This window comes from Bacillus cihuensis (assembly GCF_000504145.1).
Taxonomy (GTDB): Bacteria; Bacillota; Bacilli; order Bacillales; family DSM-1321; genus Peribacillus; species Peribacillus huizhouensis.
This window is the reverse complement of sequence record NZ_KI632495.1, coordinates 1,681,825-1,707,660: the sequence shown is the minus strand read 5'-3', so window position 1 is coordinate 1,707,660 and position 25,836 is coordinate 1,681,825. Positions and strand designations below refer to the sequence as shown.

Here is a 25,836-nt window from a genome sequence, read left to right as displayed (position 1 = left end):
CAAATTAAACGAGTATTAAAAGAATTTTAGACTTGAAATTTATTATATTATTTGTCTTTTTGTTTGTTTTTAAAGATTATTATAATAAAGTTCGTTTTCATTGGTTGAATTATGAAATTGCCTCATTATTATTAATAAATAAAACTGACATGAAAATGGGAGCAACACTTGAAGGTGAGGTATTAATGTGCTTTTAGAAGTTAAATCCAATGATAAGCTAGGGCTTATTTTATTTTACATCATACTTATTAGTTTGACTCCTATTTTGATATCTACAATATTGATTCCTGGTTTTAGTGAGGGAATAATTTATACAATTGCAGTAGGAAGTATGTTTTTTATTCAGGTAATAATATTGCTACTTTATTTTATTACTCATACTAAAATAAAACTTAATATAAGTCTCTTTCTTTTTGCTTGGATTTTTATGACCTCTCAAGCCATTACGATTTTCGTTTCAGCACTAACAGGTACTACGATTGATAACTTTGATTTTATTAATGTGTTAGTTCGATTTGTTAGCGTACTGGTATTTGTATGTATTCCCTCGCAGTTTAGAATTTCTAGAAAAGGTTTAGATAGTTTTATGGGATCCATATTAATGTTGGGTCTTATAGCATGTATATATAATATGATAGTTAATTTCAGTGGTATACTAAGTATTACTAGTATCAATAATCCATATGAGGTAAATTTTGATTCTTTTTTTACAAATAGAAATAGTTTTGCGCAATTCTTATTTTTTTGTGTGATTGCTAATACATATCTGTACTTTACAAAAAAAACAATATTTTACTTGGTTTGTTATTCGATCTTAGGGTTAAATATATTTGCAACAATTTCAAGAACTGTTATTGCATCGTTATGTATATTTCTTTTTATTTTTCTTATTATATATTTTAGAAAAAAAGTCTTGACGCAAATAATGACTTTTATTTCTGTTACTTTAATATTTTTCATACTCTATTTTAATGAGCAAGTGAATAATTTTATAGCTGAGAATTTTATTAGAAAAGAGAATGGGACAAGCGGGAGAAGTGAAATCTGGCAGGCTGGTTTTCAAATACTAGATCAATCAAGCTGGACATTTGGAACTGGATATCTTACTAGCGCAAGTTTAATTACAAATATGGGATTTCCAAATCAATTTCACAATTTTTATATTGAGACACTGGTTGGTGGTGGTATCGTAGATTTGTTACTTCATTTACTTATCTTTCTTTTTGTTCTAAATAAAGTAATTAGAATCTATAAAAAAGATAACGTAACCAGTATTATTTTTCTTTCCGGATTATCAGCGCTATTGTTCTACGCATTCTTCGAAAGTGCTTCTTTTTTTTCTATGGGATATGTTGACTCTCTATTTAGACTTTTTTTTATAACAATACCACTTTTGTATGCAAATAGTTTCGTAAAAGATTTATGACATCAAAAGGGAAAAGTTTTTGTGTAATGTGACCACCGTAAAAATGATGTTTATATAAGAAATACAAATGTATATGAATTTAATGATTCACATTATATTACTTTATCTAGTATACTAACAAGTTGTTGAATACTGAATTGTATGAACTAGTAAAGGCAGTTATATATTTTCAGTTCGAACGAATGGGTCTATTTTGATTAGAACTGGGATATTACAAAAAGTCTATATGTCAATAAAATCAGGAGGGTTCCTGCTTGATAACACCAATAAATCAACAATGTGTAAAGGGCCTGCTCAAAAAATATAAAACTATAGTAGTTGAGTTTGTAATTAATATTCTCTCATTCTCATTGTTAATATTGGCTCAACAACTTATCGCTCTACCAATCATTTCTAGATTTTATGATGTTGATGAATTTGGAAAAATACTTATGGTTTTTGGAATTAGTAATATCATTACTTCTATGTTTGGTTTTAGTATCGGAAGTGCTAGGTTGTTAGACGAGAAAGCTTATAATTCTATCTATCTAAAGATACTTAAAAAAAGTAGTGTAGTATTAGTTATGATTAGTTTTATTGTTTATATTTACATATTTTCTAATAGTTATATTGATAGTATTATTTATTCGATAATATGTTTGCTGGGTAGTATAAGATATTTCATTCTCTCGGAATATCGCATAAAGGATGCACATAATTGGGTTTTTAAACAAAATTCATACTATTTTTTCGGGATGTTAATTGGACTCTTATTTCTTTATTTTCAAAAAAATTGGTTAATTGTATTTCTAGTGGCTGAAGTATTTTCAGTGAGCATTTCTTGCTTACATATGTACAAAAACAATTTTTTTAAATTGTTTAAGGATAACAGTAGCCTCAATTTAAATAATACTACACACTTAATTATAAATAATGGGGCTTCTTATTCTTTAATGTATTATGATAGATTTGTAATTTATCCAATATTGGGTGCTACTAATGTTAGTTTATATTACTCAGCAGCAATATCATCTAAAATTGGTGGCTTTATTATTAACCCGCTTTCAAACTTTATTTTAGGTAAATTAGCAGGTGAAAAGAAAGTAAGTAATAGAAGAATTATCAAATTAGTTGTTTTAGGATCCATTTTTGTAACAGTGTTATATTTTGTATTGAGCTTAATAACAACACCGATATTTGTTGCAATCTTATACCCCAATTTCCTATCAAAAATAGAGGGTGTTTTTGTACCAGTATGTTTAGGAGCTGCAATTATGGGGGGAGTTAGTATTCTTAAACCTGTAGTAATGAAATACATGGGAGCTAAGTATTATAACAAATTATTGTTGGTGTATGGGATTATGCTAATTATTTTGTCTATTTTCTTGTGTATCAAATATAGTTTAATGGGTGTAGCTATTGCTAATGCTATTTCAAGCGCTGTATTGTTTATTTGTATACTAATTAGTTTAAACAAATATTACCATGAACATTAACTTTTCATAAAAGTAATTTTAACTTGTTAAAAAACATTTGGTTAATAAACTGAAAGTTCGGTTAATTGTTGACGAAATCAAATCATTTTAGGTATAAAAATAAAATCATATAATTAGGTTTGGTAGTCCTGACCGAATCCATAACTACAAGGAGAATTCATCGACAAGGTTAACAAAAAAATATACAGTAAATGAACTTTTGAAAGTACTTGATGAAAATTTTTTCTAAATTGATGTGGACAAATACGTTAAAAAATATGCAGCTTCCATAATCCTGTTAATGCTTTAGGGCAAATTAATGAATTGGAAGCTTAACTCGTAAATCAAAGCTGTCCAAAGATGAGGAAGAAATACAGAAGAATATTGATTTGGAAGGGATCAGTATTTCTTAACTTTCTAGAAAACAAGTCAACTTATTAATTTTTGAGAAAGTGTTTCATTATGAATTGGTATCTTCATCTAATCGATTTATCGACCATAAATATCGCCCAAAACCGTGGGCGACGTTCCGTAAAACCAAAGTAGGGGATTGTTCCATTTACGAATAGTTGTTATGTATATATTTATATTTCAGGATAATTTTTCGTTTATTTAACGGCTAACACTCAGATCGAACTAAAATAATGGATTGGTCCATATTGATTCAGATACCATTTATCTTTTTGGTTGAGGGTATTTGGACTATAATAATTCGATAAGATAAAAACTTCTTTGAAGGAGTTTGTTTTATTACACGTCTAAAGAAAAATGCCGAAATCGGAATAAAAGATTACAATTCCATTTACATACATATTTCTATTAAAATGATACTGCCTGATTCTTTTGATGAAATCCATGAAGTGGAATATCTAAAAATACTAGTATGGTGTCCTGCATTTATAAAGATCATAAAGTTAGAAGTCCATTCTATACTGCTTCATTAGTAATACATTGAAATCTACTAAAACATTTATCTTCAGAGATTCTATAAAAAGATTCAATTAGCCAATTCATATTTGGTGTTATTGTCATTTGAGTAGGTTTGTTAAAGAGTTTGAATAGAGTTAGCTTAAACCAAAGGAGATTCGATTGTTTAAATCGACAAATGAGATAACGTAGAAAAGATTGTTATACTCCTTCAAAAATTCATAATTATTTGTTAAAAACTGATTTCTAACTGTTTGGGATTGGCACTAGTCTTTGTATCTGTAACATAAAAAACACTAAATCATTACACAGGCAATAAATCTCTTTTTTATTGAAGTTTATATGATATTTACATCTTAATAAGTTTGTCAGTTTGCGGTATTCATAGGGGTATTATGAGTAAAAGATTTCCTAATATTTATTCTTTAATGTTAATTTAGATAATATCTAGTTATCCACTGCGAAACTAAAACCTTGTGCGGGCTTTCCATCACTAATTGTTTTCCTTTTTTATTAAGTCGCGCAAGAATGTGAGTTCTAGATACTATTCTTAACGATAAATTACAAGTGATTCATATCCAGTCTCAATCGCTTTCTTTATCAACCTGTATAAATTCTTTTGGGTATCAAGTTAATTTCATGTTGTCTGTTCTTTTGATAAAGTATGTATAAAATATCTACTTAAACTGTTTAATAACATATTTTGGTATTTGAGATTCTCGAATTATTGTCTTTACTGGTGATATTCTTCGTAATAAAGACTCTAGTAAAAAGAATAAGTAATTTATCTTGTCTTGTTAATTAACGTATTTTTGTCTTTCTTTTGATTCGGTTTCCATTTTCCAAATACATTTTTAAAAAGCAGTTAAAAAATGAGGTGGAGGGAGATAAAATGAAGAGGAGAATTCTTTTGCGGAATATATTCATAATTATGTTTGCTTTCTTTTTTGGTTATTCTATTAAAAGAGAGGGAAAAGATATGATATTACAAAGACACGACTTGACTATGGATCAAGGTAAGGATGACAATTCTATTGTTGATAAAATTAGGTTGTTAAATGATTCTAAAATTGAAGTCGTTAATGTAAAGGAGAAGTTTGGTGTAGTTGGCGATGGAGTAACAGACAATTATCAAGCGATTTTAAAAGCAGCAACTTATGCGAAGGATAATGACACGTGTTTTTATCTTCCTAAAGGTAATTATTATTGTTCACAAAATGTTGTTATTGAAGGTGTAAAGCATATTATCATTGATGGTTCAATAAAAATGGATACAGGGAAAGCTATAACAATTCTCTATGATTCTTATTTAGCATCAGCTAATTGGAAAATATATGATATTCAAAATGGCAAACTGGTGTTAAGTGGTCTTAATTCATCTAAAGTTGAAGTCATAAAAGCTAAAGAGTTAGAACTTTATGCTCATGGTGATATAGAAAAAAAAGAGTTTATTGCTTATAACACGTTCATCTTAGGTAAGATTGATAAATTAAAAATATTTTCTGAAGGTGCTAAAGCAGGTTGGGTTAATGAAAACAAATTTTACGGAGGGAGAATTATGAATATTGTAATTGATGGAAACTTTAACCACGATAACAATATTTTTTATGGAACAATGCTTGAAGGATTTACACTTGATTTAAATAAAGGAGCTTCAAATTTTTTTTATGATGTTCGATTAGAAGGGAATAATTCGGTTACTTTTGGTGCAGGAACAAGTGATAACGTGATATATAGAAGTTGGCAAGCAAACCAATATAGCTACTTAAGAGACTCAGTGAATACATCTTGCAAGAATTACGGGTTTAATAATCATATTATTTCAAATTTGGACAAGTTTCATAAGAGAGATACTATATTTAATATTGATTCAAAGTCCAATAACTTCAAGTTGTCGGTTATAACTAAAAATAAATTTGATTTGACAATTGCTAATTCCGATGGAGTTTTATTTGAAACGGATTTAATAGAATTAAGAAACCCGTTTGGCATTATAGCTAAATCTGATAAAAGTTTATTCCTTATTGATTTATACGCTTATGATGCAAATAAGAAATTAATATTAACTGAGCAAACTAATTTTACAGCGCTATCTGATGGGAAGTTCAACACAATGACAGGTGCTTATAGCTTTGATGAAAATGTTGGAATAGAAAATGCGGGAGTCCCACTATTTCCCAATGGAACCGTTAAATTCGTTCGATATCGAATACGGACAGGAAGTAAAACTAAAGGTAAAGTGTTCAACTATTTAAATATAATTAAGATAGAAGCAAACGTTTATCAAACTCTAATAAAAATATCAAATAAGTTTAAGCGATGGACCCATACTGAAATCCCTTCAGCTGGATATTGGGAGGAGGGAGATATTGTCTGGAATGTTGGGACAAATAATACTATTCTATTATGGAGGCGATTGACTACAGGGAAAAATCACGAATTGGGAAAAGATTGGGTTGTAGTATAAGTATTTAATTAAAGTTGAACCATGCTAGGAAAGATGAAGTTAAAATAGTTTATGATCACATCTTAGTTAAATAATGGGTACCTTGTGAGTAAAGAAAATGCTAGTCAAAAATACAATTATGTTTTTAAAAAGAGCGTAATTGATTTTATTATTCTGTATGCCAATTGAATAATTTAAATCCGTGATAATTGCGTATGCGAGGTGTCTATATTAAATGATTAAAAGTAAGTGTCAAATAATGCCGCCTGAAAAACAGGTGAACTTTATTTGACACTTGCATTTTCGGTAAAAATCCGTCACATCTTCCGGCTTTTTTTCAGCAAATTCGACTGATAATGACGTACATTCTAGGACATAGCGCAAGTTTGCCAAAGGACGAAAATACTTTGTAAATTCAGGAAAATAACGTACCGTCCTAGCGACTGAGTTCCTCGCCTTTAAGCTCTTCCACCAGATAGGTACGAAGAATAGGCACTGCTCCCGGTTCTGCCCTTGTATAAGTCCCCGAAAAAGCTTCTAACAGAATAGCTCCTTCTAAAGTTCTTAGTGCTAACTTTCTTACAAATACGTCTGAGATACTTATTTATGTTTACGTTTAACTACAAAAAGTGATAATGCCACATCAATTACACAACCTCATCCCTACTTTTTTACATTATTCAAAATTACCCACTCAGTTTTTCGTTTCGTATAGACAGAAAAATCACCTTTCAAGATGACGATTATTCGTACGTATAGGAATTGATTGGTTCTTACAGGATTGCGTAAAATCAAATAATTAAGGCTAATTTTCATTGATTATACTTGGTATTTTGATATGTATGGTAATCACACACCGTATAGTTAATTATGGTAATTATTTAAATCTTTATAATTTTATGTTCATAACTCCGGAAATAAACGAAAAATAGTAGTGGAGGAGTTGTTTTTAAAAGCTTTAGCCGGCCCAATCGTCTTACTAAAATGCTGCTTCATCTACTGCAGTAGTTAGTTAATATCCAGTTTTCCCTTATGATTGCCACCGATGGTACTGTATCTTTTCAAGGTACCCAAGTATGTACATATGATTAAGAAAATTAGAATAATAGGCTTCATAGAATTCACAAGGCTAGAGTATGAAACATATAATATCTGGACAAGAAGTACTGCAATGAACCCATATGTGAAATGTATGAAAATAAGAGACTAGGGAAATAAAAATGGAGTGATTTCAAATAGAAGTTTTAAACATAGAAAAACAATTTGGAGCAGTCGGTGATGGTGTGGTAAATAACACTCAATCTTTTATAAATGCTGCGGCGTTTGCAAAAGCTAATGACCTCACACTATATTTACCAGCAGGTAACTATAAATGCACAGAAGATATCGTTATTACCGGTGTGAAGCATATTATTTTTGATGGAACGATCAACATGGCGACTGGAAAAGTTTTAGACATTAGTTATGACTCTTATCTAGCACCTTGCGATTGGAAGATTACAAATGTGTCGAATGGACTATTAAGGCTTAGTGGTCTTAATTCTTCAATGATTGAGGTCATCAAAGCGAATGAAATGGAAATATACGCACATGGTGACAACCCTAAAAAAGAATTTACTGCTTATAACAATTTCACATTAGGAAAAATCGACTCATTTAGGATCTTTTCCGAAGGTGTAAAGGCAGGATGGATAAATGAAAATAAATTTTATGGTGGAAGAATGAATAACATTACTATAGACGGGAATTACCACCATGATAACAATATTTTTTATGGAACAATGTTAGAAGGATTCACGTTAACAATCAACAAAGGGAATTCAAATTATTTTTACGATGTACGTATGGAGGGGAATAATACTATTACGTTTGAAAAAGGAACGGGTGATAATATCATTTTTAGAAGTTGGCAATCAACTCTCTATAGCTATTTAAGGAATTCGGTGGAAATACCTTACACGAATAGAGGGCTTAATAATCAAGTTGTGTCTAATTTAGACACATTCCACAGAAAAGAAACCTTTTTTAATATCAATTCTGAATCTGAAAATTATGCATTATCCACTTTAAAAAGAAACAAATATGACTTGACGATAATGCAAACTAATGGACTGTTATATGAATCAGACTTAATTGAATTAATAAATCCATTCGGCATTATAGCAAAATCCGACAAAAGCTTATTCTTAATTTATATGTATGCGTATGATGCTAATAAAAACCTTCTGTTAACCGAACAGACCAACTTTACATCACTAGCAGGAGGCATATTTAACGTGTCTACTGGTGCTTATGAATTCGGAACTAATGTAGGCTCCCAGTTTACAGGAATACCGGTATTTCCAAATGGGACCGTAAAATACATTAAATATCGAATACAGACAGGAGTTTCAACGTTAGGACAGGTTTTTAATTATTTGAGCTTAATAAAGATAGAGCCAAACATTTATCATACACAAATGAAAGTATCTAACATGTTTAATAACTGGCGACATACAACCGCTCCTACAACAGGGACGTGGGAGTTAGGGGATAAAGTGTATAATTCCAATCCGATATCTGGTAGATATATCGGGTGGGTATGTATTAAGGCAGGCAATTCAGGAACTTGGCGAGGCTTTGGTTTGATTGAGTAGGATGTAAAGCCCTGCTATGTTGAACTGCACCCCAATTGTTAGACACCAAATCTAACGATTGGAGTGTTTCTTTATGGCAAAATACTCAACTGAATTTAAACTAAGTGTGGTAGAACATTATTTACAGAATATATGTAGTAAAAAAGCGCTCTCTAGATTGTTTAATGTTTCTCGAAGTGATGTACAGAAATGGATTGCCTTATATGATGACAATCATGGTATCGCGGGTCCTTTCTTCAACCTATACAAACTATTCGGCAGCGTTTAAACTAGATGTACTTAATTATATGAACGAACATGGGGCGTCTTCGTATGAAGCTGCAGTGATTTTTAATATTCCCTCTCGTCGATAGATTCGGAAATGGCGAAAGCTTTTTGAGGAACAAGGAACGGATGCCCTAGAACCAAATAAAAAGGGGCGTCCATCCATGAAAAAGAAAGGAAGGAACAACCCAGCTGAAGGAACAGTAGAGGCATTACAAGCAGAATTAAAACGTTTACGCATGGAGAATGCTTACATAAACGACCACCTACTTTAGTAGGTGGTCGTTTAAGGGGTCACTCGTGTAAGGGCTAGAGAAGAGCGTTTCCGAAAATTTTGGTTCAATTATAAAATTTAAGCCGTTCCACAAAGTCGGGGAGGGGCTTGTACGGATGGTAGTTGCATAGGCTACTGACAAAGTCAGTTCCCCTCATAGCATTTTCGGAAAAGTCATTTCGATGAAACGACTTGATAATAGATGAATAATTAATATCCGAGATGGTAAAAATTATTCTCTAACGATTTTATTATATAAAACATATCTTTAAAGTTATGTTTTATATTCAAAAGAAATGTTGGAAGTTAATCGTCTTTTAACATTGGTTGTAGCTATTATAGCAGGTTGAAAATTATGAAAGAATACAAAATTCGCATAATTCGACATTTTATTTCTGCTTCATATAGTATAATATTCACAATTATTAAATGTAATAAATAGAAAATTAATTTAAAGTTAGGACTTAAAGCTTAGGGAGTAGTCATATTGTCAATTAATAATTCAAAAGGGGTGTGACGTTAGTCATAGTAATGGAGAATTTCAATAGGTATGGAACTTTAATGTTTGAAAAATTGATAAAATTAGGTCCAAATGATAACTGGAGCGAAACTATTGGGAAATTTCCCAAGTTAGATATTTATTATTCACAAGAATATGTAAACTTATTTTCAGATGTAGAAGAGGGGGAACCAGAAGCAGTTTATTTTGAAAACAAGAATGGAAAAGTTTTTTATCCGTATATTAAAAGAAAGATTGATATAAAGGAAGGGTATTTTGATATAATCACTCCTTACGGATATGGTGGTCCAGTAGTAGAAGGGGAACAAAGCGTCATTAAACAGTTCTACTACCATTTTAAACAGTATTGTAACAATAACAATATCATTACTGAAACTGTTAGATTGCATCCTTTAATAAAAAATGATGAATACATTAAAGAGGTTATGGAAATTGATTATATTCGCAAAACAACTGCAGTAGATTTAACTATTACTTTAGAAGAAATCAGAAAAAATTACACATCTAATAATAAAAGAAATATTAAAAGAGCAATTAAAGAAGGTGTTGAAGTCTTTGTATCAAACAATAAAGATGACATTGAAATTTTTATGGATCTGTATAATGAAACTATGGATCGGAACAATGCCTTAAGCTATTACTATTTTAATAGCTCTTATTTTTACCGCCAAATGGAGGAAACATTATTAAGTAAATCATATCTTTTATTAGCAAGGCATAATGAGCAGATTATTGGTGGTGTATTAATGTTAATTGGAAAGGAATTTGCCCATTATCATTTAGGTGCTTCGAAAACAAAATATCTATCTTTAAGGCCAAATAATTTACTATTTGATGCTATGGTAGAATTTTCTAAATCCTTAGGGTTAAAAAAACTCCATTTGGGTGGTGGATACCAGGAAAATGATAGTCTTTTTAAATTTAAGACCTCATTTACAAATGATAATCACTTTAATTATTATATGTGTAAAAACATCCTAAACGTTAATATTTATGATGAGCTATCCAAGATTGTTATGAATGATGATTCATTAAGTGGTCAATATAATTACTTTCCAATTTATAGAATAAAAAAATAACCCGAATTTCTCCGTTTAAAGCATGAATGCATACTAATTGTTATGGTCGAAAATGAAATTGAACCAGAGCGATCACTTCAAAAGTGAGCCACTTTATGAATGTTAACTCCCATTAGTGGTAGGAGTTAGGTGTTAGGGGCAAGCACGCCCTAACACCTCGCACGCTCGATTACACTTCTCCGTTTTCTCGTTTCTTCATATTTTGAAGTGATCGGTATGATTCGCCATTATCTATGTGAATATACGAGCGATGGGTCAAATGATCAAGCAATGCAGTTGTTGATGGTCCATTTCGAAAATGCATGATTGGTATAATAATGGCGCTTGAGCGTTCATATAAACTTGGAAATAATCGGGATATAACTCTGCCCTACTTTTGAGAAGAGAAGGTATCCTAGTTCATCAAATTGAAAGTTAATTATTATGTAAAATTGAATTCCAAAGGCTTGTTTTATAAAAGATTTTTTGCATTTAACTTTGCATAATATTTTAATGATAAAGTAGTATCGAATAAATTAAGGGGAATGTATATGTTAAAAACTAAAGAATTAACTCAAAACCATCTAATTAGCCAAATGGAAGGAAATATCGTAAGTGATATGGATGGAGAAACAGTAATGTTATGTATCCAGAGCGGGAAGTATTATAATTTAGGTGAATTAGGTGGAGAAATATGGGTTTAATCAAGAATCCAATTTCAATCGAAGAGTTGGTTGCAACATTACAGTCTCAATATGATGTCGAGCAAACAGAGTGTGAGGAACAAGTTCACCCCTTTTTGGACCAGTTGCTTGAAGAAGGATTAATTAAGATAGAAGGTTAAGCACATTCCTAGTTATCATCATTTTCAAACTCTAGAAGGACAGGATGAACATATTGAAGAAAGTGTGATCATTTGTAAGGCTAGATAAGAAAACGAAGCTGTTGTTGATTGAAGCATATCAATATTTAGCATGGGCTCGCTTTTTGAAGAGTATCCCTTTTGCAAAAGTAGCTCCTTCTTTAGGAAAGCAAATGCAAGAGACATCTAATTCAGATGATCTATCGAATAAAAAAGTATTAGCTAGTGTTTCTCGTGCTATCCATCTGATGAGTCGCTATACATTTTGGGAAAGTGAATGCCTAGTAAAGGCCATTGCTGGAATGAAAATGCTGGAGAAAAGAAACATTGAAAGCACACTTTATTTAGGCACAGCTAAAGACGATAAAGGGGAACTTATTGCCCATGCCTGGTTACGTAGTGGTCCGTATTATATATCAGGTGCTGAAGTAATGCATAGGTTTACCGTTGTTGCTAAATTTGCTATAGAAATGAATGTTCATAAGGTCGGATAACACGATCAATAGCTCACATTATCATATGATAATGAGAAAGTAGATTAAGGGAAAGGAGGATATGAGTTTGAAACATCTTTTGCACTTTACAAAGCAAATTCATCAGTATTCAGGAAAAATACTTTATATCAATCTTATCTGTATGATTTTCATTAGTTTATTAGAAAGTGTCGGAATTTTCTTGTTAATCCCTCTAGTTGGGTTAACTGGAATCTTGGATGTTAAAACAAAGGAAATTACATTTGTAAGCTGGATAAACGAATTATTTCAAGGTATTCCTGAAACACTGTTTCATCATCATATTAGGGATTTATGTCCTCCTAATGATGGGACAAAGTATTTTTAAGAAGAATCAATCGGTCTTAGGAGCAAAGATTCAACAAGGTTTTATTAGGCATTTAAGAGAAGAGACCTATAGAGGGATACTTCAAGCAAACTGGGGATTTTATTTAAAGAAGAGAAAATCGGATATCATTAACTTAATGACAAACGAGATATTTAATGTAAGTGCTGGCGTCCAATTGTTTTTACAATTTTTATCTTCTTTCATTTTTATTTCGATTCAGATTGGTGTGGCCTTTTATTTATCGGTAAGTATGACTAGTTTAATTTTATTTTTTGGAATGTTTCTGCTTCTCTTTTCTAGAAAGTTCGTCAAAAGGTCTAAGACATTAGGGAAGCAATCCTATTTATTAAATCAGAAGTATCTTGGCGGAATTACGGATCATTTTAACGGGATCAAAGATATTAAAAGTAATTCTTTAGAGGAATCTCACCTGAATTGGTTTCTTCCTTTAATTAAAGAAATGGAACATAATCGAGTTAAAATGACTACATTAAATTCATTCTCACAAATGGTCTTCAAAGTAGCCTCTTCTTTTTTAATTGCTTTTTTTGTGTTTCTTTCCATCCAAATGTTTAAAGCTGAGGGAGCTCAATTAATGCTAATTCTTGTTATCTTTTCAAGACTATGGCCAATGATTACGGGGATCCAGACTAATTTGGAGCAACTAGGAGCCATTGTTCCATCCTTAAAAGCGTTATTAGATTTACAAAATGAAAGTTTAGAAGCAAGAGAGTTATTTAATCGTCATTATCAAGATGTAAACCCAATCGAGATTAAGCATGGGTTATCTTGTCGATATGTCTCTTTTAGGTATCAAACAAGTGAAAATACATATGCACTACAAAATATTAATATCGACATCCCATCTAATAAGATGACAGCAATCGTAGGGCGGTCAGGTGCTGGGAAAAGTACGTTATTTGATCTATTGATGGGCTTAAATCAACCAGAACAGGGAGAAGTGACCATCGATGATGTTCCTCTAACTAAGGATCATTAACTATCTTTGAGGAAATCGATTAGTTATATTCCTCAGGATCCATTTCTATTTAATGCAACTATTCGAGATAATTTAATGATCACTGAACCGAATGCGAGCGAAGGTATCTTTGGGATGCACTGGAGTTCGCAGCAGCAGCAGATTTTGTAAAGAAGCTACCTCAAGGTTTGGATACGCTCATTGGCGATCGTGGAATTAGGTTATCTGGAGGAGAAAGGCAAAGTCTTGTACTAGCTCGAGCTATTTTACGTAAACCTTCCATCCTTGTTCTCGATGAAGCAACAAGTGCATTAGACACAGAAAATGAAGCAAAGATTCAAGCTGCAATAGAAAGACTAAAAGGAACGATGACCATCATCGTCATTGCTCATCGCTTATCTACCATTCGTAATGCGGATCAAGTGGTAGTTATGGACCAAGGAGAAATAATCCAAGTAGGGGCATATAACCAATTAACGAAAGAAAAAAGAGGGATGTTTAGCCATCTATTTGGTAACCAAATGGAAGTAAGTGGGTAGTTTGATTCGGAGGTATACATTGTAGTACCATTAAAGAAAAAAAGAAGTATTGTAACCAGAAGAGATTCTTGGCCCATGGCGTTTAAGGAAGTAATGTCGAAAAATGTCAAATTTTTTAGAAAAACAATGATTACAAATAATAGAATATATTGGTATATTTATTAATGTATAGTTAATATTATGTAAAGATATTGTTAAGATTACTGGGAAGGAAATAGGATCACTCTTACATATAATTGCGATTAAAGTATTCAAACTACATATTGGTAATGATTTTATTAGAGTTTATAACTAGGTATTGTAAGGGATTAATAGAGTGTTACATTACTTTTGAGAAAAGCAAACCTATTGAAAAATAGGGACGCAAAATTACAGGTCTAAGGCTATGCTATGACGGCTGTGTTGCCACAAATCGGGTGAGTATATGAGTAAGCAAGTAGTATACGAAGCAGAATGGATGGAGTTAATTTTAGAAGCGAAAAATTTAGGCTTATCTATTGAAGAGGTGCGAAATTTTATCCACAACATGACTAAAACTAGAATGACTTGCTGAAAACAATGATTGAATGAGAGAAAAATAGGTTGGTTTATTTTGGAAGATGACTGGCCTCTTTTTTCGTTGGTAGTCATAAGGGCTCGTCGTTTGTAACGAGCTTCTCCTTTCCATTATGAGCGTATTAAAAGGAATGTTACAAAATCTATGGGTAATAATTAATATAAAAGTATTTGCTAACTTATCAATTTGTTACAGGTACATACAAGGTAGATGTTTTATACACTAAAAATAGTTTTGTAAAAAAGGGCATTAATTCAGATGCTCTTTTTCATTTTAATCCAGAAGAAAATTTAAAATAATGAGCTATTTTTTTCACTTGATTTCGGAATATCTCACATTTACATTAGGTTGTCTATTATATCAATTGGAGGAATTTATTCCAATGAACCAAAAGCGCATTCTATTCGCTATTCTTCTACTATGGGCCTCTTGTATTTTTTATTTTTCATCCCAACCATATGAAAAACAGAATCTCCAACCCTTTTTAGGAAAGTATCTCGAAGGTCATACTAGTTTGGAGAATATGTTAACATGGGTTGTTTTTAGTTATGGTGGCCATGAGGTAAGTGTCCAAAGTCAAGGTCTTGCTGGTTTTCTTGAATTTTTTATCCGGAATATAAGCGTGCAACTACGAACTACTAGTCTGAAGTAGGTGGGGCTATACGCTTATTTTATGATAAATTTGATGATCGTGACAAAACGTAGGGACGAACGTCTATATTGAAATAGGATAGGTCTAAAAGCAGCTGCACCAGTTAAAACGGTAGTTGTTTTTTTGTATAGTTTTGATTTGGGTGCCAATCATCATATATTACTTATTAAATACTAGTCTATTAACCCCTAGACTAAATCCATAATTTTCTATATAATTAGTATAAAAGACTTATATGAAAAGAGTGGAAATATGCATTGTTCATCATGTGGAGAAAAGATAGCAAACTCCTCAAATTATTGTTCAACGTGCGGGAAAAAGCTAAAAAAATCTAAAGTCATTCCTTTTTTACTTACATTAAGTTTTTTTAGCATATTGGCGTTGGGTTTGTCGCTCTATTATTACTTTCAGTATGTTGTACCACCAGGAATAGCGTCAATGAAAACAGTAACTGAGCCTGTGAAACAAGTAATGGAAGAAAAAGCTAAACCTGTTGTCTTACCAGCTAAAAAGACTGAGGCACAGGTAGAGAGTAAAAAAGACATTACGGATGTTATTGCAGAACAGCAAACTAAAGTGTATACAATTTACACAGAGTCAGCTCAAGGATCTGGCTTTTTGATGAATCATAAAGGCGATATTGTAACCAATGCTCACGTGGTTGAAGGATATGTCCAGGCAATTGTGAAGAATTCAGATGGAAGTGAATACGGCGGTCAGGTAATTGGATATTCCAACAATACTGATATTGCCATTATTCGTGTTCCGGAGTTGGCAGGCAAGGAGTCAATGGCACTTGAAACTTCAAACCAGACATTAATAGGAGAAGAAGTAATCGCTCTTGGAAGTCCGCATGGTCTTGAAAATACGGCAACAATAGGATACATAACCGGAGTCGGTCGCAATTTTTACATTGGAAACCGCTCTTATGAAAACATCTATCAAATGTCAGCAGCCATTTCTCCTGGCAGCAGTGGTGGACCACTATTATCTAAAAAAAGTGGAAAAGCCATTGCTATTAATTCAGCAAAAATGATTGGTGAAGAAGCGATTGGTTTTAGTATTCCTGTCAAGGATGTTTATAGCATTCTTCAAGACTGGGTTGAACAGCCGCTTACTGAACAAGAGATTTTCGATTTGTTTTATAATGAATACGGTGAATAATATTACCAAGACCTTTGGGAAGATGAGGAAGATTGGTATTTTGACGGCGGAGAATATAGTGAAGAAGAACCAGATACATATGTTGAGAATCCAAGCGATGAAGAGATCGACTCATCCTATACCCAAGATGCTTTTGACGATGATTCCTATTACCAAAGAACTGATGATTCTATAGGGTATGAAGAACTAGAGGACTATCAAACTTATGAAGAATACGATGAACCCGTTGACACTGAAGATTTCTTGGAATATGAAGAACCTATCGAAAATGAGGATCCCGCACTATATCAAGCCCCATTCCCAAATGATGAAAATATTGAAGGAAATGGTTTGAACGGTGAAGGAGAATAGTAAAATCTTAAATATTGGTGCCTGAATCCTGATACTTTAATGCGCGAAAGAGAAGCCTTGCAGAGAATTCTGCAAAGCTTTTTTTGTTAAGATTGGAAAAACATTATGTCGTGTCCTTACAGTTATTATATGGAAACGTTAAACTACAGACACCTAATGACGCTAAAGCATACTATAGTGGGTGGCCCACTTGTAATAGCCGGAAAGGGGGCATGAAAGGTATAAAATGGATTAACGCCATTATGGTGATGATGTCGTGATAGGCTTGACGAAAGTCAAAAACGTCCTTCATCCCGATCGTGTAAAAGCCGTTGCCAAGAAAGCTACAGATTCAATTAGCCATTCCATTTCACAGGTCAAAGATTTTACAAAAGGAATTGGCAAGAAAATTCGAAACTATGAATTGCCTGTTTTGGAATTCGTCACTAATAACTGAGTTAAGCTCTCAGACAATAAAACCGTTGGCGAAGTGGTGGATGATGCTAAGGAAACCAATTTGCGATTTGCGAAAAAGGTAGAGAGTGCTGTAGTCGGGAAAGTGGATGGGAATAAGGGTGCTGGTGGTAAGGGTACGAATGAAGTTAAACAAAAAAAGAAATCTGTACCGAAAATAATCAAAAAAAGATTATCTACAAGTTCCACAAATGCGGCTGATGAATTTGGAACTAGCGTAGAACGAGCTGGTCAAATTTATGTAGCTATGAAAGAGTGGTATAACAAGATAAATCAATTTTCTGTGCCAGTCACTAATCAATACTTTAAGAATAGAAGTTTTAAAGGTTCTTCTTTTCTATTAAACATAAGGCAAAACAATGGTGAAGAGTAAAATAAAAAATAAAAGAATAACCCTCGAAATTTGGTATAATAGAGCTGTAAAGAACTAGGGCTACATTTCAAGGGTTTTCCTATTACAAGTTACAATTCATCATCAAGAATAGCTTATAGTAGACAGATGCCCTATCGATGCTTTCTGTCTTTTTGGTTTGTTGATATGGCAGATATAGATAATATTCAGTATGTTCCTAATAACTCTTAAATACTTTTATATTATTTTTCTGACCTTTGGATTTATGTGGTAATAAGTTTCTGATTATATGTATAATTATTTTGGTCAGATAATTTACTACATTCGTCAATTGGAGGAAAATATCTTGTATATAAAAGTAGATTCATTAGCCTTGTTTAATCAATTTAATAATATTTGGATAGAGTGTTGGCTTGAAAAAGGATATGGTTTGGAAATGGAAGATGGTCCAGCCGATCGATACATAATCATAGATTCAAAAGATCAAAAAGTAGGAACGATAGAATTTAAGCCATATCTATTAGAACCGAATAATAATATTAACACAGTGTATCCCTTTCACCAGATTGAATCGATTAAAAATAATCCAGAATCGGTGATAGAAATTGATAAGGTTGCCATCTTAAAACAATTTAGAGGAAAGAATCTAGAAAGACTATTATCGGTGTTTGTTCACTATTCGGAACAACATGAAATCAGTTGTTGTGTCGCTTTACTTGAGAGGGTTTTCTATAAGACACTAAGAATGATTTATAAGTTTCCATTGGAGTCTGTTGGTGAACAAATCTACTATAAAGGGGATTATGTAATCCCAGCTGTTATTTACCCTGAAGATCTGTATCAACATAAGGAAAAGTATCCTTGGTTATTAAATAGTAATCAAGATGAACATAAAAAGAACTATATATTAAGGTAATGCAAAGCCAGAATGGAGAAACAAATGGACAGTCTTAAAACCAGGAAATTGGCTTATACTTTCATCGCGCTTTTTATTCTTTCTAACTTTCTTTGGAATATCATGTTTCAAAACAATCCGCCATTATTAGATTGGGGTGCAGTGTCGTTTCAAATCATTGCTTGTCTTACATCCATTGGATGGCTGATTTATACTTTTATTAAGACTTCAAAAAGTTTTTGGTTATTTCTTGGATTGGGAATTCTGAGTTATCTAATTGGAACGTTGATTTGGAGTTACAATGCATTTATTCTTAATCTTGATGGAGCGTCCAATACGATCTCTGAGAGATTTTGGATCTTGCAAAATGGCTTCTATTTTATCGCACTCCTGATTATCTTGAATAAAATAAAAAGCCATTTGCTCACTATTCGGTTCTTTCTTGATTTGTTAATCGTTATGACGGCAGCCACTACATTTAGTTGGATCTTTTTAATTAATCCACTGATCCATCAACATACCAATATGATGGTAAATATCGCGGAGTTACTATATCCAATTTTAGATTTAGGTGTATTCGTAGGGGTTTTAAGTGTTTTTTTCGCATCAGGTAGCATTTTCTCTAAAATGACAAGATTCCTTTTCGTTTCTGGTTTTTTAACACAGATTATTGCAGATAGTATTTTTATCTATTTAAAGGTGATGAATATATACTCTGTAGGAAGTATCAATGAACCATTATGGATTCTATCCATTCTCTTAATAGGTTTAGCTGGAATCCATTATGTTCCCTCTCCAAAGAAAGAGACTAGCATCAATCAAAAAAGAAAAAATAAAAGTCACTTTTTAAAAATTATTACTCCTTACTTGGGTGTTCTTATCCTTTCCATTTATTTCATTTCCTTGTTGTACAAAGCTCATCCTGTTGTACTAGGTCTGTTTTTAACCATATTATTAGCCATTTTGAGACAAATCCTAACTTTGTTAGAAAATGACAAATTAGTGAACGATTTAAATCAATTAAATGAAGACCTTGAAGGGAAAGTCAAGGAAAGAACGGATAAACTAGTAGAAACGCTAAATTCTATGGAATATATCGCTTTACATGACGTTGTTACTGGGTTACCGAATCGTAGATTTATGGAGAAAAGACTTTCACAAGCGATCAGCAATTCGGATGAGTTGCAACAGCGAATGGCATTTATGATGCTTGACTTGGACCGCTTTAAACAAATTAACGACAGTCTTGGACATTCCTATGGTGATCTTTTATTAAAAGAAGTAGGAAGCAGATTAATCAGTTGTCTAAATCAAGATCAATTTGTTTGTCGACTAGGCGGGGATGAATTTGCATTATTAATCGAAAATACAAATATCGATGAGATAGAAGCCATCTCAGGATCTCTATTAACTACCTTAAGAGAGACCTATTATATTAAGGGTGTTGAACTTAATATTACTCCGAGTATTGGGGTGTCTATTTTTCCTGATCATGGGGATGACTTAGATGCTTTAATGATGGCAGCAGATACGGCCATGTACAAAGTAAAGGAAAAAGGAAAAAATGATTGTGAAATTTACAATGGTTCAATGAGCATGGAATCGACGATAAAGTTAGAAACTTCATTAAGAAAGGCTCTAGAGCGGGACGAATTTATCTTATACTACCAGCCACAGATCTCCTTGATCAATCAAGAAATCGTTGGTGCAGAAGCATTGATACGTTGGAATAGACCTGGCTATGGGCTAGTACCTCCATCAGATTTTATTCCAATTGCCGAAGAAATGGGACTAATCTTGCCAATTGGAGAAAGAGTTTTACGGAAAGCATGTGAGCAGTCCTCTTTTTGGAGTCAAAAAGGGTTTACTCAATTAAGAATTGCCGTGAATATCTCTTCCTTACAATTTCAGCAAAATAATTTTATTGAAATGATCTCAAAGATTATCAATGAAACCGGAGCCGATCCAAATCAAATCGAGTTAGAAATTACTGAAAGTATCGCGATGGGTCCAATTGAGAGTAACATAGCTAAATTAAACTTGTTAAAACAAATGGGCTTTAAAATAGCCATGGATGATTTCGGAACAGGTTATTCATCGCTCCATTATTTAAGCCAATTTCAAATTGATCGCCTAAAAATAGACCGTTCCTTCATTTCTGCTTTAGAGAATAGCGAAAAAGATGCAGCCATTGTGAAATTGATTGTCCTAATGGCGAAAAGCTTGAACTTCCAAGTAATTGCTGAAGGTGTAGAGAATAACATTCAAAAATCATTTCTAGAAGAAATACAATGCGATGAGTTTCAAGGGTACTTGTTCAGCCGCCCTGTATGTGTGGAGGATTTTGAAAAATTACTGTAAGCAACGGGCGGTTCGCTTGCTCCTTTTCAGTCCACATGATAGGAATGACGCTGATAAAAGCGTGAAAGAATTAGGGGTAAAAAGGAGTCAAAAGAGATTTACAAAGTATCCGTATATAATAGAAGAAACACGTCAAAACAAGAAACAGTCTGAGCCATTTGAAAATAGGGTTCAGGCTTAAAGTCTATTTGACAGAGGGGCACTTTCATTCAGAAAGGTCTTTTTTAGAATAATCTTGCCTTGTTAATATTTATAGATGTGACCTCGATTACTAAAAGCTTGTACATATATAATTTTCTCATAAGAACCGTCACCTTGCATTTAAGAAGTTGCATCTGTTATTTGTTGAGAAGGAAGGAACAGAGGCACTTGAAGATTTGTTCGAGCAAAAAGTAATAGATTTATTCGAAGTTCAGAGAAAATCGCTCCATTAAATAGAAGTTAATCCTTGCTTCCAAAGGAACCTTACTAATAAAAAAACACAAAAGGAAAATGATAGTGATATAATTAGAAAGTCTAGAATTTTCTAACATGAGAGGACCTGAGGGTGATGGAGCGTAATAAAGATTGTATGTATTGCATGGAGGATGAAAGTCGCGACAACTTAATGATTGAAATCTGTCAGTTGGATGTTTCTACTGTTTTTCTATTTAAAGAGCAGACGTATACGGGCAGATGCAATGTCGTGTATAAGGATCATGTAAAAGAACTTTTTCAGCTCGATCAAGATAAATTGGCGGCATTTATGAATGATGTAAAAAAAGTAGGGGAGGCTTTGGACAAAGCTTTCCAACCAAATAAGCTTAATTATGGGGCATATGGTGATAAAATGCATCATATGCATATGCATATCGTCCCTAAGTATGAAGATAAAGACGAATGGGGTTCCACCTTTGAAATGAACCCAGGTAAAACATACTTAAAAGCAGAAGAATATAAGGACATGATCGCAAGCATTAAAAAATATCTCTAACAACAAACGTTGAAAAGAAATTTGTAAAATAAGAGGTGCACCGAATGGGGCATCTTTTGTTTTTTTATTTACCGTACAAGTAAAGAATTCGCCTCAGTTAAAAAGAAATCAAGTGTTGCGAAAAGTAAAAGTAATCGAAGAGGTATCACAACGCCAGGCTGCAAAAATTTTGAAAGCATAGGGGAAGGGAGACATGAGAACCGTCCCCTCGCTTCTTCAATCTAACACAGTTTTGGCTAGGCTGTATACAATCGCATCATCTGTCGGCGGGTTATGAAGACCTGCACGAACATCCCGGAAGTGGCGCTGTAGGGGGGATTCGGCAGAAAGGCTTCTTGCACCAACAATTCTCATCGCTAAATCTACGACTCTATTCGCGCTGTTTGTTGCAATATATTTCACGGCGGCTAGTTCTGAACCCATGTACGCCCGTTTCTCAGGGTATTCAATCCATTTTCTTGCAACAGAAAATAACACTTCCCGAGCGTTAAATAATTCTAGTTCCATTTTTCCTATTTTTCTTCTTACGTCCGGTACATCACTAATTGGACCTGGCAGTGTACTAGGACGATAGGTAGATGCGAAAGATACAGCATACTCTTTTGCAGAAAGGGCGATTCCAATGTACACAGCAGGTACTTGAAGATACCAGCCATTCGGATGGGGTTGATTAAGCTCTTCTTGTACCAATAATGCATCCGATTCTACCCAGACTTGATCTAAAATCAGATCATCACTCTTTGTGCCCCGCATCGAAATACTATCCCATGTTTCTTCCACAGACACACCTTCCAGCTTATGATCAACAAGTACAAAGCCTTTCTTGCCAGTTTGATTGACATCGACAGTGACGATTGAATAATCGAGTGCGACGGCCATGGAGGTGAAGGATTTAACGCCATTGATCCGCCAGCCGTTGCCTTCTTTGATGGCAGTCGTGGTGGGAATCCCGCCTCTGGAAGGGCTCCCCGTTGCGCGTTCGGATTGTGCCACATTGATCAGGGCGTTGTCATGAACAATCCACTGACAAAGCTTGGCAAAGCTTTCTTCTTTCCAGTGTCTTCTTTCGGCTGCCTCAAGGATGCAGCCTAGATGCCAGCCAAGGGAAAGAGCGGTTGGTGCATCACCTTGTGCGATGATTTCCTGAATGAATAGAAATTCATATAAATCAATTCCAGCACCACCATATTCTTTCGGAACAGTGAGTGCTAAGAAGCCCTGTTCCTTTAAATCTTCAAAGTTTTCATAGGGAAATTCGCCCTCTCTGTCGATTTTAGCTGCTCTTTTTTTAAAGATATCTGCTAATACTTTTGCTTGTTTTATTCGTCCTTCTTGCGTTTTGTTGACGGGTATTTGCTGATGAACAATGGTCATAACATTTGCCTCCATTTTCTTAACATCAAAAAAGTCCTCATTCGCTGACGAAAGAGGACTTTGTTTCTTAGCTGCTCTTTCTCATCTGCCAGACATTGGAACTGTCTGCTGGAATTAGCACCTTTACTTATCACTTTGGATAAATGGTTGCTGCAGGATCGTAGGACCACTTCCTCCCCTGACTCTTGATAAGAATTTGTTACGTATTCTATTTGATAGCCTCACATTAAATGGAATTCTAATAATTGTCAATACTAAAGTTATGAAAAATTCATAATATAATTATTATTTTAATTGTTAAAAATAATTTGACATAATTTTAATCTTCATGTATATTTTTGTAAATAGCTGAATGAAAATGTTTTTCTTATCTAGAGAGGTGGAGGGACTGGCCCTGTGAAACCTCGGCAACAGACTAGTTTAGTACTGTGCCAATTCCATCGAGCGAAATGCTTGAAAGATAAGAAGGGATGTATGCTTTCGTATGGCAATCAATCCCCTTCTTTTCTTGTAAAAGAAGGGGATTTTTTATGACTTTGAATGGAGTCTGAGAAACCTATTTCGTTTCTTTTAATCCGAGTTTGCGGATAAGAAAAATCATATAATACAGGGAGGAAAAAAAATTGACTAAACAAATCATTTTAAATGCTTTTGATATGAGCAGTTCGATGCACAATTCCCATGGGCTTTGGAAGCATCCAGACAATAAGCGTCATCGCAGGTACAAGGATTTGGACTACTGGATTGAATTAGCAAAGCTATTGGAGCGAGGCAAGTTTGATGCGATTTTTTTTGCAGATGTCCTTGGCATTTATGATATTTATCAGAAGAGTAAAGATCCTTCCATTCGAGATGGCTTACAGGTGCCAGTGAACGATGCATCGCTGCTCATTTCTGCGATGGCCAGTGTAACAGAAAATTTGTCATTCGCAATCACAGTTAGTACGACCTATGAACCACCATTTGGAAATGCAAGACGGTTTTCTACTTTAGACCATTTGACAAAGGGAAGAATTGCATGGAATGTTGTGACTTCTTATCTCCCAAATGCAGCCAGAAACTTTGGGTTACCAGATATGATCAAACATGATGAACGATACAATAAAGCCGATGAGTTCCTTGAGGTGTCTTATAAACTCTGGGAGCAAAGCTGGGAAGACAATGCCATGATTGAAAATGCGGAAACGAATACATTGGTAGATCCCGAAAAAGTACATGAAATCAATCATGAAGGCACCTATTTTAAAGTGGAAGGGCCGCATTTAACTGAACCTTCCATTCAGCGCACGCCTGTCATTTATCAAGCGGGAACATCGGAACGCGGCAGGGAATTCGCAGCCAAACATGCAGAGTGTATATTTGTCGGTGGTCCCACACCTGAGAGAATTCGTTTTTACACAGAGGATATTAGACAGCGAGCACAAACGCATGGTCGTAATCCAGATAATATTAAAATCATTTCTTTTCTGAGTGTTATTGTTGCCGAAACGACGGAAGAGGCTTGGCAGAAGTTCGAGGAATATAACAAAGTATGGAGTTCAGATGCTGCTAAAGCACAGTTCGGAGCTAGCGGTTATGACATTGCCGAGTTTGAGGGCGTGGATCCGAATGAGCCGTTTGAATATAAGAAATCGACGGAAGGCGGCCATTATAAAGCAGCTACTTTAACGAAGGATGCACCGAAGAAATTATCTGTTGGTGAAGCACTTAAACGATTCGAGTCATTAGATCGAACCCAAATTATTGTTGGGAACCCATCAGAGGTTGCGGACGCTATACAACGTCAATTTGAAGAATCAGGAGTAGACGGCTTCAATTTAAACCATTTGGTGACGCCTGGTGATTTGGAATCCTTTATTGAGTTAGTGATTCCAATCTTGCAAGAGCGGGGATTATATAAGAAGCAGTATCAATCAGGTACATTGCGAGAAAAGTTATTTCCTAGGGGGAAAAGTATTTTGCCGGATGACCATCCTGGTAGCCAGTACAGACGTGTCCTTACCGAGCGGTAAAAATAGGAGCGGAGTGGAATAGCCGGATGATTGAGTTGAAGCACATTAAGAAGGAATTTAGGGGTAAAAAGGAAACGATTGTGGGTGTAGATGACGTTTCGCTTACGATCGAGAAGGGAGAAATATTCGCGATTCTGGTGGGCCTATCTATAGGAATGGTTTTGTTTATCACGGATCGCGGAATTTTTAAGAAAATATATGGATTAAACAGGTTTTTGAGATCTTGATCAACCTAATCCGTTCCATTCCGTTTATCCTGATCGTATTCTTAATGTTATTTAAAAATTTTCTCGTGGATACAACCATTAGACCATTAGCAGCGACGGTGACTCTAGCGGTAGCGGGGATTCCTTTTTTTTGCAGAATTAGTAGAATCATCTGCAAGAGATTTGATAAAGGAGTCATCGAAGCTGCGGTTGCTGTCTGGACTTCGGGTTAATCATCACAAACATTATCCTTACAGAAGCC

The 25,836-nt window shown here is 33.9% G+C and carries 17 protein-coding genes, 2 pseudogenes and 3 riboswitches; of the genes and pseudogenes, 18 read left to right on the top strand and 1 reads right to left on the bottom strand.

Annotation, left to right across the window (positions count from 1 at the left end; all coding sequences use genetic code 11):
- Positions 1-187 precede the first annotated feature (187 nt).
- The 16 genes and pseudogenes from V179_RS0114005 to V179_RS0113920 all read left to right on the top strand — a co-directional run bounded on the left by V179_RS0114005 (position 188) and on the right by V179_RS0113920 (position 21,982).
- On the top strand, positions 188-1,426 hold the full coding sequence (locus tag V179_RS0114005) for an O-antigen ligase family protein (RefSeq protein WP_028392018.1): 1,239 nt from the start codon (positions 188-190) through the stop codon (positions 1,424-1,426).
- 254 nt (positions 1,427-1,680) lie between these two features.
- Entirely contained in the window at positions 1,681-2,901 is a 1,221-nt protein-coding gene (locus tag V179_RS0114000) for a lipopolysaccharide biosynthesis protein (RefSeq protein ID WP_028392017.1), read from the top strand.
- 1,798 nt (positions 2,902-4,699) lie between these two features.
- A complete protein-coding gene (locus V179_RS0113995) occupies positions 4,700-6,274 on the top strand; it encodes a glycosyl hydrolase family 28-related protein (protein ID WP_028392016.1) in 1,575 nt (524 codons plus the stop codon).
- Positions 6,275-7,536: 1,262 nt separating this feature from the next.
- Positions 7,537-8,889 carry a hypothetical protein gene (locus V179_RS0113990; protein WP_028392015.1) on the top strand — a complete coding sequence of 451 codons (1,353 nt, stop codon included), beginning with the start codon at positions 7,537-7,539 and terminating at the stop codon, positions 8,887-8,889.
- Positions 8,890-8,962: 73 nt separating this feature from the next.
- Entirely contained in the window at positions 8,963-9,157 is a 195-nt protein-coding gene (locus V179_RS29160; RefSeq protein WP_051404962.1) for a helix-turn-helix domain-containing protein, read from the top strand.
- 831 nt (positions 9,158-9,988) lie between these two features.
- Positions 9,989-11,026, top strand: coding sequence for a lipid II:glycine glycyltransferase FemX (locus tag V179_RS0113975; protein ID WP_034301648.1), 1,038 nt, complete (start codon positions 9,989-9,991; stop codon positions 11,024-11,026).
- 530 nt (positions 11,027-11,556) lie between these two features.
- Positions 11,557-11,849: pseudogene (locus tag V179_RS27975) on the top strand (lasso peptide biosynthesis PqqD family chaperone).
- 98 nt (positions 11,850-11,947) lie between these two features.
- Positions 11,948-12,361: a lasso peptide biosynthesis B2 protein gene (locus V179_RS0113965; RefSeq protein ID WP_028392013.1), complete on the top strand. Its 414-nt coding sequence runs from the start codon at positions 11,948-11,950 to the stop codon at positions 12,359-12,361.
- A 67-nt stretch (positions 12,362-12,428) separates the two neighbouring features.
- A pseudogene (locus V179_RS27970) lies at positions 12,429-14,225 on the top strand (ABC transporter ATP-binding protein).
- Positions 14,226-14,553: 328 nt separating this feature from the next.
- Positions 14,554-14,635, top strand: a riboswitch (cyclic di-GMP riboswitch).
- A gap of 14 nt (positions 14,636-14,649) precedes the next feature.
- Positions 14,650-14,778, top strand: a complete 129-nt coding sequence (locus V179_RS32480; RefSeq protein ID WP_084552422.1) for an anti-repressor SinI family protein — start codon at positions 14,650-14,652, stop codon at positions 14,776-14,778.
- Positions 14,779-15,871: 1,093 nt separating this feature from the next.
- On the top strand, positions 15,872-16,597 hold the full coding sequence (locus V179_RS27960; RefSeq protein ID WP_051404959.1) for a S1C family serine protease: 726 nt from the start codon (positions 15,872-15,874) through the stop codon (positions 16,595-16,597).
- Positions 16,598-17,204: 607 nt separating this feature from the next.
- Positions 17,205-17,384 (top strand): hypothetical protein, encoded by a 180-nt coding sequence (locus V179_RS0113945; RefSeq protein ID WP_028392012.1) that lies wholly within the window; start codon positions 17,205-17,207, stop codon positions 17,382-17,384.
- Positions 17,385-17,444: 60 nt separating this feature from the next.
- Positions 17,445-17,774, top strand: coding sequence for a hypothetical protein (locus V179_RS0113940; protein ID WP_028392011.1), 330 nt, complete (start codon positions 17,445-17,447; stop codon positions 17,772-17,774).
- Positions 17,775-18,099: 325 nt separating this feature from the next.
- On the top strand, positions 18,100-18,669 hold the full coding sequence (locus V179_RS27955; RefSeq protein ID WP_051404957.1) for a hypothetical protein: 570 nt from the start codon (positions 18,100-18,102) through the stop codon (positions 18,667-18,669).
- 24 nt (positions 18,670-18,693) lie between these two features.
- The gene (locus tag V179_RS0113930) at positions 18,694-21,009 is read left to right on the top strand and encodes a putative bifunctional diguanylate cyclase/phosphodiesterase (RefSeq protein WP_028392010.1); all 2,316 of its coding nucleotides are present in this window, start codon (positions 18,694-18,696) and stop codon (positions 21,007-21,009) included.
- Positions 21,010-21,559: 550 nt separating this feature from the next.
- Entirely contained in the window at positions 21,560-21,982 is a 423-nt protein-coding gene (locus tag V179_RS0113920; protein ID WP_028392008.1) for an HIT family protein, read from the top strand.
- A gap of 216 nt (positions 21,983-22,198) precedes the next feature.
- On the opposite strand, the gene V179_RS0113915 is transcribed toward V179_RS0113920, so the two are convergent.
- On the bottom strand, positions 22,199-23,356 hold the full coding sequence (locus V179_RS0113915) for an acyl-CoA dehydrogenase family protein (RefSeq protein ID WP_028392007.1): 1,158 nt from the start codon (positions 23,354-23,356) through the stop codon (positions 22,199-22,201).
- A gap of 78 nt (positions 23,357-23,434) precedes the next feature.
- Positions 23,435-23,551, bottom strand: a riboswitch (SAM riboswitch).
- A 169-nt stretch (positions 23,552-23,720) separates the two neighbouring features.
- Positions 23,721-23,823: riboswitch (SAM riboswitch) on the top strand.
- A 156-nt stretch (positions 23,824-23,979) separates the two neighbouring features.
- On the opposite strand from V179_RS0113915, the gene V179_RS0113910 reads away from it, so the two are divergent.
- Together V179_RS0113910 and V179_RS30720 are read left to right on the top strand one after the other, a co-directional pair.
- Complete coding sequence (locus V179_RS0113910) at positions 23,980-25,368, top strand: LLM class flavin-dependent oxidoreductase (RefSeq protein WP_028392006.1); 1,389 nt, start codon at positions 23,980-23,982, stop codon at positions 25,366-25,368.
- 223 nt (positions 25,369-25,591) lie between these two features.
- On the top strand, positions 25,592-25,807 hold the full coding sequence (locus V179_RS30720; RefSeq protein WP_161632346.1) for a hypothetical protein: 216 nt from the start codon (positions 25,592-25,594) through the stop codon (positions 25,805-25,807).
- Positions 25,808-25,836: the final 29 nt, after the last annotated feature.